The sequence below is a fragment of the Paenibacillus sp. FSL H8-0104 genome, assembly GCF_038050215.1.
Classification (GTDB): Bacteria; Bacillota; Bacilli; order Paenibacillales; family Paenibacillaceae; genus Paenibacillus; species Paenibacillus amylolyticus.
Genome location: NZ_JBBOTC010000001.1, coordinates 6,174,167 through 6,187,943, shown reverse-complemented (window position 1 = coordinate 6,187,943; position 13,777 = coordinate 6,174,167). Strand labels below are relative to the sequence as shown.

General features: G+C 49.1%; 6 protein-coding genes. All 6 read left to right on the top strand.

Annotation, left to right across the window (positions count from 1 at the left end):
- The first annotated feature begins 312 nt into the window (after positions 1–312).
- The 6 genes from uvrA to NST38_RS27280 all read left to right on the top strand — a co-directional run bounded on the left by uvrA (position 313) and on the right by NST38_RS27280 (position 13,705).
- Positions 313–3,171 carry an excinuclease ABC subunit UvrA gene (uvrA, locus tag NST38_RS27305; protein WP_036667714.1) on the top strand — a complete coding sequence of 953 codons (2,859 nt, stop codon included), beginning with the start codon at positions 313–315 and terminating at the stop codon, positions 3,169–3,171.
- 337 nt (positions 3,172–3,508) lie between these two features.
- Positions 3,509–3,721: a hypothetical protein gene (locus NST38_RS27300; protein ID WP_017692026.1), complete on the top strand. Its 213-nt coding sequence runs from the start codon at positions 3,509–3,511 to the stop codon at positions 3,719–3,721.
- Positions 3,722–3,999: 278 nt separating this feature from the next.
- Complete coding sequence (locus tag NST38_RS27295; protein ID WP_036667713.1) at positions 4,000–5,169, top strand: S1C family serine protease; 1,170 nt, start codon at positions 4,000–4,002, stop codon at positions 5,167–5,169.
- Between the two features lie 43 nt (positions 5,170–5,212).
- Positions 5,213–7,108: a stalk domain-containing protein gene (locus tag NST38_RS27290; protein WP_341344209.1), complete on the top strand. Its 1,896-nt coding sequence runs from the start codon at positions 5,213–5,215 to the stop codon at positions 7,106–7,108.
- A gap of 327 nt (positions 7,109–7,435) precedes the next feature.
- Entirely contained in the window at positions 7,436–9,949 is a 2,514-nt protein-coding gene (locus NST38_RS27285) for a U32 family peptidase (protein ID WP_341344208.1), read from the top strand.
- Positions 9,950–10,054: 105 nt separating this feature from the next.
- Positions 10,055–13,705 carry a DEAD/DEAH box helicase gene (locus NST38_RS27280; protein WP_341344207.1) on the top strand — a complete coding sequence of 1,217 codons (3,651 nt, stop codon included), beginning with the start codon at positions 10,055–10,057 and terminating at the stop codon, positions 13,703–13,705.
- The last annotated feature ends 72 nt before the right edge of the window (positions 13,706–13,777 follow it).

Sequence of the window (13,777 nt, the reverse complement as noted above, 5' to 3'; positions counted from 1 at the left end):
GTGCCCCAGTGTTGACCTCGGAGCCGAGCCAAAGGCAATGGCGACCCTGTCGCGAACGTGGCGAAGCCGAGAGCGCACCCTCGCAGTAGAGCGGCCGTATAAGGTTCCGGCAATGAGCCGGAACCTTATACGGAGCCGCGGGCACACGACAACCCTTCACATAGCAAGACCCGACCCCTCACGGTTGCACCGCTTGTTTCGGGTGTCCAGAGGGCTGCGCCCTCTGGGGCCCTCCCTTGGAAGGGAGGGTTTGGGAGGGATCGAAAAGCCTTTTAAAAGGTTGGATTAGTAAATTTGAGAGGATGAATACTATTGGCGAGCGATAACATTGTCATTAAAGGCGCACGAGCGCATAACCTGAAAAATATCGACATTACCATCCCGCGTGACCGCTTTGTTGTATTGACCGGCCTGAGTGGCTCAGGCAAGTCCTCGCTGGCTTTTGACACCATCTATGCCGAAGGACAGCGGCGTTATGTAGAATCATTGTCAGCTTACGCACGGCAGTTTCTGGGACAGATGGAGAAACCGGATGTGGATTCCATCGAAGGATTATCTCCTGCCATTTCAATAGATCAGAAAACAACAAGCCGTAACCCGCGTTCCACAGTAGGAACCGTGACCGAAATTTATGATTACCTGCGTCTATTATTTGCACGTGTGGGTCATCCGCATTGCCCAGACCACGGCGTAGAGATCAGTTCCCAAACCGTAGAACAAATGGTTGACCGCATTATGCAATACCCGGAGCGTACCCGGCTACAAATATTGGCACCCATTATCTCTGGTCGTAAGGGTGAGCACAAAAGTGTATTTGCCGATGTGTCCAAGCAGGGCTTTGTCCGTGTACGGGTGAACGGGGAACTGCGTGACCTCTCAGAAGATATTCAATTGGAGAAAAATAAAAAGCATACGATTGAAGTGGTCGTTGACCGGATCGTTGTTAAGGATGATGTACAGGCGCGTCTGGCGGACTCCATTGAAACGGCACTTAATTTGTCCGGTGGACAACTCCTGGTGGACATTATGGGCGAAGAAGAGCTGCGCTTTAGTTCCAACTTTGCCTGCCCGGTGTGCGGATTCAGTATTGAAGAGCTGGCACCACGGATGTTCTCATTTAACAGCCCTTTCGGGGCTTGCCCGGATTGTGATGGGTTGGGTGTCAAAATGATTGTTGACCCTGATCTTCTCGTACCGGATCGGACTAAGACCATCGAAGATGGAGCTTTTGATGCTTGGACAGGTGGCACATCCACCTATTATCCTCAGTTCCTGAAGTCAGTATGTGAGCACTTCAACATTCCGCAAAATGTACCTGTCGAAGATCTGCCAGCTGAGCAGATGAACAAGTTGTTACAGGGTACAGGTACGGAGAAAATCCGTTTCCGGTATGAGAATGATTTTGGACAACGGAAGGAAGCACTGGTTACCTTTGAAGGTATTGTGAATAATCTGGAGCGTCGTTACCGGGATACAGCATCTGAAGGCATCCGTGAGTTTATTGAGGGTTACATGAGTGCGAAGCCTTGTGGTACATGTAAAGGTCAGCGTCTGAAACGGGAAAGTCTCGCAGTTACGATTAATGATCACAACATGGCGTATGTGACTAGTTTGTCCATTGGTGAAGCTGGCCGATTCTTCGATTCATTGGAATTGTCGGAGAAAGAGCAGACGATTGCCAAGCTTATTCTGAAAGAAATCAACAGTCGTCTCGGCTTCCTGGTGAATGTTGGTCTGGATTATCTTACACTGAGTCGTGCTGCCGGAACATTGTCCGGTGGGGAAGCTCAGCGAATCAGACTGGCCACACAGATTGGTTCCAGCCTGATGGGTGTGCTGTATATTCTCGATGAGCCAAGTATTGGCTTGCATCAACGGGATAATGACCGTCTGATTTCAACCCTTGCGCATATGCGGGATATTGGTAACACATTGATCGTGGTTGAACATGATGAGGACACGATGATGGCTGCCGACTATATTATTGATATTGGCCCGGGTGCAGGTATCCACGGAGGTACCATTATGTCACAGGGTACACCGGAGGAGATCATGAACGATGAGAACTCATTAACCGGTCAATATCTGAGTGGTCGCAAATTCATTCCTATTCGTGCAGAACGTAGAAGTGTAGGAGACCGCTGGCTGGAAGTACGCGGAGCCAAAGAAAATAACCTGAAGAATCTGAATGTGAAGATTCCTGTAGGTGTATTTACTGCGGTAACGGGTGTGTCTGGCTCAGGTAAATCCACATTGATCAATGAGATCCTCTACAAAACGCTGGCACGTGATCTGAACCGTGCTCGGGTGCGCCCGGGTCAACATAAAGAGATTCGTGGTCTGGAGCATATCGATAAAGTTATCGATATTGACCAGTCACCAATCGGGCGGACACCACGTTCCAACCCGGCTACGTATACAGGTGTCTTTGATGATATCCGGGATCTGTTTGCTCAGACGAACGAAGCCAAGGTACGTGGATACAAGAAAGGCCGATTCAGCTTTAATATCAAAGGTGGACGTTGTGAAGCCTGCCGTGGAGACGGTATTATCAAAATCGAGATGCACTTCTTGCCGGACGTTTATGTCCCTTGTGAAGTCTGCAAAGGCAAACGATACAACCGGGAAACACTTGAAGTGAAATATAAAAACAGAAATATTTCCGATGTGCTGGAAATGACGGTTGAAGATGCAACCCAATTCTTCGAGAACATTCCGAAGATCCATCGCAAAATGCAGACGCTGATGGATGTGGGATTGGGTTATATCAATCTGGGACAACCTGCAACCACATTGTCTGGTGGTGAAGCCCAGCGTGTGAAGCTCGCTTCCGAGCTGTATCGCCGCAGTACAGGGAAAACCATCTACATCCTCGATGAGCCGACTACCGGTTTGCATGTCGATGATATCGACCGTTTGCTGAACGTATTACACCGTCTGGTTGATTCCGGGGAATCAGTGCTGGTGATTGAGCATAACCTGGATGTGATCAAAACGGCAGACTATGTTGTTGATCTGGGTCCAGAAGGTGGTAGCGGTGGAGGTACCATTGTTGCAACTGGAACACCTGAGGATATCATCAAAGTGGAAGCTTCCTATACTGGCAAGTACTTGAAACCGGTTCTGGAGCGGGATACCGAGCGGAGCAAGGCACTGCAATTAGTAGACTAAGGTCTTCTAACCAGTAGTTATATCAATATGAAGTGGCAGTATTGGCCCTTCTTTTCGAAAAGGTAAAGACGTTGGATTACGATCTGATGTGCTCTGCTTCCGAGAAGAAGGGCTTTTCATTATGAATTATGCACAGTGTTCCCTCGGACTAAGGTTATTTCGTGAAAGTGTTTACATATGCATTGCGACGAGCATTACAGGAATATTCGGCCAAATTGGCTTTTTTTCATTTTTATGGATGATAGGGCTTGCATTACAAGCAGGGTACAGATAACATAGAGGAAGATATTAGGGTATGCGTTAGCTGTTCAACTATGGTAAGGAGGTCTGTCTATCCATGCTGTTTGCAGAAGCTGCCACGGCGAGTACATCGAATTTTAATGCATTTGATATTTTTGTCATCTTATTTACGATCCTGATTTTCATCGGAGTTGTTCGGCTTCTTCGGGCACCGAAGAAAAATCTGTTTGCGATCGGATTTGCAGTAGTCAGCCTACTGGTATTTCTGATGACAGACTATGCGATGATAACGGGTTGGTTTGCTCAGTAGGAATGCCAATGAAGTGAATGGGATTTAAGCCAAAAGAGTTACAGATGAACACTTTCCACGAGAGACATGGAGGGTGTTTTTTTTCGTTTATATGGAGCGATTGAACAAGATTCTATCTTCTCTACTAAAATAGGACTTAAAACAATTGTATATCCAGATTCTGTATGATACATTGAGGGATACCGGAATTGCAGATGAGAGAAAAAGAGAATAGATTCAGCGATGAATCCGATGTCGAGTCGCGCAAGAAGGATGTATAGAGAGGGTCAGGTGAGAATATGAGCGTGTTGGGTAAAAAGGGGATAGCCATACTGATGGCTGCTGTACTCTCGATTAGTGTAGCGGCAACGGCCGGTGCAGCTGAATCCAAAGCGGCGATGCAAGCGAAAGTGGTAGACGGTCAAGTCTATGTGAACACCAAGGATCTGCTCAAGGCAGTTGGTGGAAGTGGACAATATGATGCCAAATCAGGAACGTACACGTACAAGGGAAGTGAAGCCATTCCCAAAGTGATCGAAAAGGTATCTCCTTCGGTCGTAGGCATTATTGGGAAATCTACCGAAGTGCAGGACGGTGCAACATCAGACGACCGTTATAATCTTGCACATGGTACAGGTGTCATTATCCGGTCCAATGGATGGATTGTAACGAATGCACATGTGGTCGACGGATTAACGAATCCGGTTGTCGTAACGACGGATGGCAATACATACAAAATTACGAAAATATACAGTGATGCACTCAGTGATCTGGCGCTAATCAAAATCAATGCCAAATCACTCAAACCGGCGAGCTTTGCCAAAGCTTCACAAACCACTGTTGGAGAAACAGTGATTGCCTTGGGTACGCCGATTTCCTTTTCTTTGCGCAACTCGGCAACGGTAGGGGTAATTAGCGGCTTGAATCGTGGTGTTGAGGCGACCTACCGGTTGATTCAGACCGACACGGCCATTAACCCTGGAAATAGCGGAGGACCGCTGGTTAACCTGAAGGGTGAAGTGGTTGGTATCAACTCGATGAAATTTTCTGCGGTCGGCGTAGAGAGTTTGGGGTTTTCGATTCCCGTGGATACCGTTCAATATATCATCGATCAGTTTTTTAAATATGGCAAAATAAAACGTGCAAGTCTGGGGCTGCAGCTGGAGGAAAGTTGGTCTGCGATTGTGGGCCTGCCTACAGATGATCCATTAACGATTACGGGCGTATTGTCTCCAGAAGCCAAGAAAGCCAAAATCAAAGAGGGCGATGTCCTTTACAGTGTCGCGGGCACACGTGTCTCTTCAGTAGTGGATATCAATGAGTTGCTCAAAAAGTATCTGCCTGGGCAAAAGGTAAAGCTGTTGATGCAATCGGATGGCGATATCGTCACCCGTACGTTGGTGCTTGCTGATCGCGCAGACATCGTAGACGAGGAAGATGAGGCGTTCCTTGCAGATGAAGAACAATAAAGCCCGGCGATCAGCCCGGATGGAGAGAGGACGAAAGAACGGAATGAAAAAGTCATGGATACGTGTGCTAAGCACAGGTGTATTAACCGGGATGCTGACCATTGGCGCGGCACTGCCTGTATGGGCATCTGATCTGACGACAAGTGAACTGCGTGTCAAAGCGGGTAGCACGAGCGCCTACATTAACGGCGATAAGCAGGCCATAGCCAAACCTTACAAGTTCAAGGGTGTAACGATGGTACCTGTCGGTGTATTCAAGAAAGCATTTGGCAGTGAAATCCGGCTGGAGAAAAATGATGTTGTCAAAATCAAGGAAGGCCCGCACACTGTGACTCTAACGATTGGCAGTTCAATTGCCTGGGTGGATGGTGTAAAACATGAGATGGGTATCGCTCCCAAGATGGTGAATGGCGTACTTATGGTTCCACTTCGTCCGGTTGCTGCCGGTATTGGGGCGACGCTAGCTCCAACCAGCTCCGGAGAAATGGTCATTCGTCTGTTGCAAACCGATGATTCGGTGGATGATGAGGATGGCATTCATCCGGATGAAGGCAAAACCAGAATCGGCAACAGTTTTTACGGTTGGTCCATTAACTACCCGGCAGACCTTATGGTTTTCCAGACCGGTGAGCAGGAGCGCATGATGACTTTTGGCGCTGCGGACAACAGTTATTATCTTGAAGTGTATGTCAGCGATCAGGATGTGGCTCTGGATGCGGATGATTTGTTGCAGCAACTTGTCCAGGAGGCCAAACAATCGGGAGATACGGTGCTGGATCGTGAAGCGGTGTCGAAAGGCAAAACGCCTTATGCACGGATTATCGTGAAAGATGTAGACGGCATGTTATGGGAGATGCGTCAGTATCTGAGCGAAGGTCGTCAATATGATGTGTACCTGGCGGATTATGAAGCCCTGAATTATAAAGATCTGGGCAAACGTGCAGCGCTGCTCAATTCATTCCAGCCAACCTATGCGGAATCGGATCGAACGATCAAGGATCTGTCCACCGTAGATAACGGCATGCGCTCCGCATGGAACGATGACTATGGTATTGAATTGAAGATACCTGCCGGCTGGTCGATGGATAACAATCAGATGATCTATGAAGCCAAGGATGGTGCGTATCTGCAATGGCGTGTCACTTCGGCGAAGGCAGGTACAACGGTAAAAGACTGGAGCGGCCAACTGGATAAGTGGATGCGTGAGACATTTACACCAGAGAGTTACAAGCCAATTGGCTCATACACGATGGATATCTCGGGAGAGACTGCCGAGGTGAATGAATTCCGTTATAACTTTGGCGGGGGCTGGCAGACCGAGTTTGATGTTCTTTTGCAGAAGAATGGGTATCGGTATTATGCAGAGTATACGTTCCCTGAGGAGCAGGTTGCAGATCGGGCATGGTTCGAACGGATTATGAAGAGTGTGGAGATTGATTTTGATACGGTTGCCGATAATTTCGGTCAGCTGGATGAAGATCCTTATTTGACAGACAAAACGAAGACACTTACACGTACGTCCAAACGTTATAAATACAGTGTAGATATTCCGCGTTACTGGACGCCATATAGTGATCGATTCGAATATTCACCTGTGGTGTACACCTTTACTGGCGGAGAGTTCTCCATTGCGGCGAGCGAAGACAAGTCGATCGAGATGACGGTCAGCCAATTGAGAGAAGCCTATGCCGAAGCCACCAAAACCCGTAAGAACTTCAAGTTGCTTGGCAGTGAAGAGCTGACGTTTGCGGGTGTGCCTGCATTTTCCTTTACGTATCATGAGCTGGACAAAGGCGTGCCATATGCGGGTCGTCAGATCGTGTTTGAAAAGGACGGAACAACCTATACGATCACAAGTGGGCTGAATGATGCCAACAAGACAGAAGTTCAGGCGGCAGCCTTGGAAAAAGCAGTGAACTCATTTACTTTTATTAAATAATATTAGTGGAGCCGGAGGGTCAAAAGACCTTTCGGTTTTTTTCGTTGTACTGGAAATGAAAATGGTAAACGGTTTTTTCAGGAAAACGTAGAAGAGTCGGTGCAGAAGTGGTACACTATACTAGTTCAGGAGTTATGACTGCTGTTCTGATGAATAGGAATGACTGTAAGCTTGGAGTTCAGGCAATACAGTCATAATAGATAGATATTGTAATACCGTGACAATGCAGGTGTACCCGATAAGGTGCAGTCTTAGGCTTGGTATGTTCAGGCGTTTAAGGATATAGGGATGAAATCCGGCGGATAGCCGGTTATGGGGAGGATCTACATGAAAACAGCAACAATACGAAGAGAAGACGTTGAACTTCTGGCACCGGCTGGTGACTGGGATTGTATGCGTTCGGCGGTAGCTAATGGCGCAGATGCAATTTTCTTCGGAGTCGAAAAGTTTAATGCACGGGCACGGGCGAACAATTTCCGTATGGACGAGCTGCCGGAGATAATGGCGTTTTTGCACAGTTATGGCGTAAAAGGTTTTTTGACCTTTAATATATTGATTTTTGAAAATGAATTGACGGATGCCAAAGAACTGATTGACGCTTGTGTCGATGCAGGTGTGGACGCTGTAATTGTTCAGGATTTGGGTTTGGTGAAGATGATCCGCGAGATATCACCGGATTTCCCGATTCACGGTTCAACACAGATGACAATTACGTCTCCGGAAGCGGTCGAGTTTACGAAGCCGTTTGATATGGAACGTGTCGTTCTGGGACGGGAGAACAACCTGAAGCAGATCCAGAAGATCGGTGAGCAGGCAAAACTTCCAATGGAAGTATTTGTTCATGGTGCGCTGTGTGTATCCTACTCGGGGCAGTGTCTTACTTCCGAAATGTGGGGAGGACGTTCGGCGAACCGTGGGGAGTGCGCACAAGCTTGTCGTCTTCCATATGACCTGATGGTGGATGGGGTACACAAACCGATGGGTGATGTAGCCTATCTGTTGTCTCCGAAAGATCTGGCAGCGATTGACCTGATGCCAGAACTGATCGAAGCAGGAGTAACTTCTTTCAAAATTGAAGGACGTCTCAAAACGCCGGAATACGTAGCAAACGTAGTAAGCAAATATCGTAAAGCGATTGACCGTTATTTTGATGGAGATAACACACCGCCAAGCAAGGAAGAAGTTCGCGAATTGCAGCAAAGCTTCTCCCGTGGATTCACGCATGGTTTCCTCAGCGGTACAAACAACAAAGAACTGGTGGATGGAACGTTCCCGAAAAGCCGTGGTGTCTACCTCGGTCGTGTGGATCAAGTGTTGCGCGATGGTGTGGTCCTCAAGCTGGATGCACCCGTGAAACGTGGAGATGGGATCGTATTTGACGCCGGAGACCCGACTCAGAAGGAAGAGGGCGGACGTGTATACGATGTACGTCGCAAAGGTGTAAAACTCGAAGGCGAAGCCGAAGAGGGTTGGATCGTTGATGTCGTGCCAGGCCGCAGTGACGTGGATCTGCGACGCGTGAAAGTTGGCGACAAAGTGTGGAAAACGAATGACCCGGCGCTGGACAAACGTCTGCGTCAAAGCTTCGAGACCGAGAAGCCGTACCGTGTATTCCCAGTGAAGGTGAAGGTCATCGGCAGCCCGGGGCAGCCGCTTAGCACATGGTGGACAGACGTGCAGAAAGGCACGACCGTCCGTATTGATTCCGAGATGGAACTGGACATCGCCCAGAAGCGTCCAATGACACATGAATTGCTCGAAGAGCAGTTCGGTCGTCTGGGAGGCACTGTGTTCCAGTTGGAAGGAATGGACGTCAATCTGCACGGTGACGTTATCATCCCGATGCGTGAGTTGAATAACATTCGTCGTCAGGCGGTAGAACAACTCGCGGGTGAGCGTCCTAAACCGCCCGTCTACGTGAAACGCGCGGTAGATGTGTACGGCGATTCGGTTAAACCGGCATCACCAGTCGCTCGTGGTCAAGCAGAACTGACCGCACTCTGCCGTAGCCTGCCACAAGTGGAGGCAGCGATTGGAGCAGGAATAGGTATGATCTATGCCGACTTCGAGTTTATCAAACAGTTCCCGGCAGCCGTAGAAGCTGCGCATGCCGCTGGTCGCAAGATCGCGCTGGCAACACCGCGTATTCACATGCCTGGGGAGAACGGATATCACAACAACATCTTGCGTCTGAAGCCGGATGCGGTATTGGTACGTAATACAGGCGCACTGTACTTCTACCTGCGTCACCGGATGGAAAACCCGGATGCGAAGCACCCGGAATTGATCGGCGACTTCTCATTGAACATCGCCAATCACAAAGCAGTAGAATTGTTCCTGGAAGCCGGATGTGACTGGATTACGCCATCCTATGACCTGAACATTCAACAAATGGTTGATTTGCTGGGTCACTCCCGTACAAGTCAGACCGAAGTGGTTATCCATCAGCATCTGCCGATGTTCCACACCGAGCACTGTGTGTATTGTACGTTTATGAGTGAAGGAACGGACTTTACGAACTGTGGCCGTCCTTGTGAGGAACAGCGTGCATCCCTGCAAGACCGGATCGGTATGTCCCACCCGGTACGTGTGGATGAAGGTTGCCGTAATACGGTATACAACGCAGTGGAACAGTCAGGTGCCGAGTATCTGACCAACTTTATGGATCTGGGTGTATCCCGTTACCGTGTGGAGTTCCTGGAAGAGACACCTGAGCAGGTACGTGAAGTAATTGATCTGTATAACCGTGCACTGCGCGGCGAGATCAGTGGTACACAAGTGTGGAAAACACTTAAAGCAACGAACCAACTGGGCGTTACACGTGGTCAATTGGTGAAATAAACAGTTTTATGGTACAACAACAGTTACAAGCATGAAGGAACCCCAAACTCTGCTTCAAGGAGCTCTTGGGGTTTTTTTACATCATGATACAGGAGGCGAAGAAGCGTGGCGCCATTCACAATTATGGATATCAAATTGCTGTGCGGGGTCACGGCATTCAAGCGCGGAGAAGACTATAACCAATCTGGCAGGGTGACCAATCTGGTGGTCGGTGAGGATCAGCTTCATTATGAAGCTCAGGTACGTGGATCGGAGCGTTATCAGGTGACCGTGGATATAGATGGAACGGGTGAGGTTGTGGCAGGCTGCAGTTGTCCGGGTGACGGTAGGCATTATGACTATTGCAAACATGTCGCTGCTGTCCTGTTGGCTATTCACGAATGGGGTGAGCAGCAGGAGCGTAATGCCACGATTGCTTCGGGGAAGCCTCCTCAACCTGCTCCAGGCCAAGGAGCCAATACCAGTTCCAGTTCAGGTTCCAAGTCCAGGGTTGGGACGTTGGTCGAAGAGAGCATGTGGGAGCGACCGCAGTCCCCTTCACAACGAAAGCAACTGAATGATGCCCCAGAGCGTCCGCCCGTTCACTTTGCCCAAGCAGGTCGGCCAAGCTCAGCTTCGGGGTGGGGCCGCTCGGCAGATAAACCTTCTTACCGTACGGCGGATCAGATTCTGTCCATGTTTGCCAAGGATCGGAGACCGCTGCATGGAAATGATCGTAAATACACTGCCCCTGTCAGCCGTTCCTCCCTGCGGGAAGAATTGCAGGTTCAGTTTATATGTAAGCTGACACAGGTTCACAAGGGTGGTGGGAAACTTGCCCTTGAACTGAAAGTGGGTAACAAACGTCTGTATGTGGTGCAGAAAGTGAAACAATTCCTGAACTGCATCGAAAAGGGCGAGCCCATGTCATTTACCAAGCTGTTTCACTATGATCCATTGATGCATGTGTTCGCTCCGCAGGATCAGGCCATTCTCTCGATGCTTATTCGAATGAGACAGAGTGAGGAGGCCTATCGCCAATCCATCTCCGGTTATCTGGGAGCTTCGGACGGACGGGATATATTGATCGCTCCGCTCGTATGGAAGCCATTGCTGGAATTGCTACTACAGGCTGACAGCCGGATGGAGGGCACGGGATTTGCCAATGGACCACTCACACTGGGTGAGGGGGTACTTCCTTTATTTTACCGGATCGCCCAGGGAGCGAATGAAGGATATCAGCTTGAAATTTCGGGACTGCGTGAGCTGATTCTTCTTCCTGCTTATGATGCCGCCGTGGTGGAAGGACAGTTGCATATGTTGGAGCCGATGCAGATGCGAAGTCTGGAGGACTTGAGTGGGGCTCTCACTTCATATGGAATCAAGGAAAGCATCGATATTTCGACCCAGCAGGTGGATGAATTCGTGCAGCATGTCGTGCCAGAACTGCGTACGCTTGGACATCTGTCCATTGATTCACAGGTACGTGAACAGATCGCGGAACCGGAACTCTCACCCAAGTTGTACATCGACTTCTATCGTGAGCGTATTACAGCGCGTCTGGAATTCGACTATGAGGTCATGGTTATTAATCCGCTTGCAGAGTATTTAATAGATGAAGAAGAGAAAAAGGTTATTTTGGTGCGTGATCGATACAAAGAGCGGAATCTGATTGAACGGCTCGATCGTTCTTTCCTGGAACGTGATGGTAGTGTCTGGGCGAGTGAACGGGAAGATGCCATCTATGATGTCATGTATCATCTGTTGCCTGAGCTTGAGAAACAGGTAGAAGTCTATATGCCAAACGCCGTGAAGGCGATGGTGCAATCCTATCCCACACCGCCGAAAGTACGAGCAGATTTGGGAAGAGGATTGGACTGGCTGGAGATTTCATTTGAGATGGAAGGTGTGGACGAGCAGGAGCTTCAGGAACTCATGCGTCGCATTGTGGAAAAGAAACCGTATTTCCGTCTCAAGAGCGGTGTCTTTCTCTCGCTTGAAAATGAAGGTGCAGATAGCTTCGCTTACATGGCCGATTCACTTGGGCTGGGAGCAGATGACATCAAGAGCAGCCATATCCGGCTGCCAGCTGTTCGGGCGTTACAATTGCCGGGCAGGGATGAAGTCTCCGGTCATGTGAAGTGGGGAGGTTCTCTGAAACGTTTCCTCGATGATCTCAGAGATCCCGAACGGATGGATTTTGCATTGCCGGGATCACTGACCCCCATCCTACGGGATTATCAGAACAGCGGATACCAGTGGCTGCGTACCCTCGCTTATTATCGTTTTGGCGGCATTCTGGCGGATGATATGGGACTTGGTAAAACGTTGCAAAGCATCGCGTATATCACAGCGGTTCTTCAGGAGAAGCCCGACTACAATATGGACAATACGGGCGTTGATAAATACCAGGAGAGCGGATCATTACGGGGCGGTGAAACGTTAACGACTTCCGACATCGACCCCGAAACTGGTCTCCCATTGGAAAAGATGGCCTCAGAGAATAGGGATGGCCTATGGTCCACGATGCAGCAGGATGGACTGACGATCCGAACGAGGGTCATTCACCCTCCGGTACTTGTCGTGGCGCCTGCCTCGCTAACCTATAACTGGGCCAATGAGTTTGCGCGGTTCGCCCCGCATCTGAACGTACTGATTGCCGCAGGTCAGAAAGAAGAACGAGCCAGCATGCTTTCAGGCATGGATGAGGCAGATGTAATTGTGACGTCGTATCCTCTCTTGCGACGGGATTTGGACACCTATCTCGGCCGAACCTTCCATACGCTCATTTTGGATGAAGCTCAGGCAATCAAAAATGCTTCTTCCCAGACAGCGCAGGCAGTGAAACAAATTCAGGCCCCGCGCCGTTTTGCACTCACAGGTACACCTGTGGAGAACTCGCTGGATGAATTGTGGTCCATTTTTGAAGCGGTATTCCCTGGGTTATTTCCAAGTTACAGAAGATTCCGCGACCTTCCTCCGGAACGGATCTCGCGGATGGTACGTCCGTTTATTCTGCGCCGTTTGAAGAAGGATGTGTTGGAAGAATTGCCTGATCGAATTGAAACGGTACAGCGGTCAGAGCTTACGGTTGAACAGAAGAAATTGTATGCCGCATACCTTTCCCAGCTTCAGGATGAAGCAGCGAAGGACATGGAGGATAACGGATTCCAGAAGAATCGTATCAAAATTCTGGCTGGTATCACGCGCTTGCGTCAGTTGTGTTGTCACCCGGCCCTCTTTGTTGAAGGATATCAAGGCGATTCCGGGAAAATGGAACAGTTGCTAGAAACGGTCGAGGATTGTTTGGCTTCAGGGAAACGAATTCTCATCTTCTCCCAATTTGCGAGCATGTTGAACCTGATTCGTCAGACCCTTGCGGCACAGGGAAGAAACCTATTTTACCTCGATGGTCAGACCCCTGCTCAGAGCCGGGTCGAGATGTGTCACAGATTTAATGAGGGCGAAGCTGAACTGTTCTTAATCTCCCTGAAAGCTGGAGGTACCGGATTAAACTTAACAGGGGCAGATACCGTTATATTATATGATCTGTGGTGGAATCCTGCCGTGGAAGAACAGGCAATTGGCCGTGCCCATCGCATGGGACAGAAACAAGTGGTGCAAGTCATTCGTCTGGTTACCGAAGGTACGATCGAAGAGAAGATTTTGGAACTTCAGCAGCGGAAGAAGGACTTGATTGCCGAAGTAATCGAACCGGGAGACGGGGGATCGACGACCTTATCCGAACAGGATATCCGCGAATTGTTGATGGTATAATGAAGTCCAAGCATCCAAGCACTCAGAATCATTAAATATATTAAAATATGTATCTAGCAAAAGGAGTGGGTT

Excerpts from the sequence above, each read along its gene's own strand:
- NST38_RS27300 (WP_017692026.1), top strand. The coding sequence starts at position 3,509 with ATGCTGTTTGCAGAAGCTGCCACGGCGAGTACATCGAATTTTAATGCA.
- NST38_RS27295 (WP_036667713.1), top strand. The coding sequence starts at position 4,000 with ATGAGCGTGTTGGGTAAAAAGGGGATAGCCATACTGATGGCTGCTGTA.
- NST38_RS27290 (WP_341344209.1), top strand. The coding sequence starts at position 5,213 with ATGAAAAAGTCATGGATACGTGTGCTAAGCACAGGTGTATTAACCGGG.
- NST38_RS27285 (WP_341344208.1), top strand. The coding sequence starts at position 7,436 with ATGAAAACAGCAACAATACGAAGAGAAGACGTTGAACTTCTGGCACCG.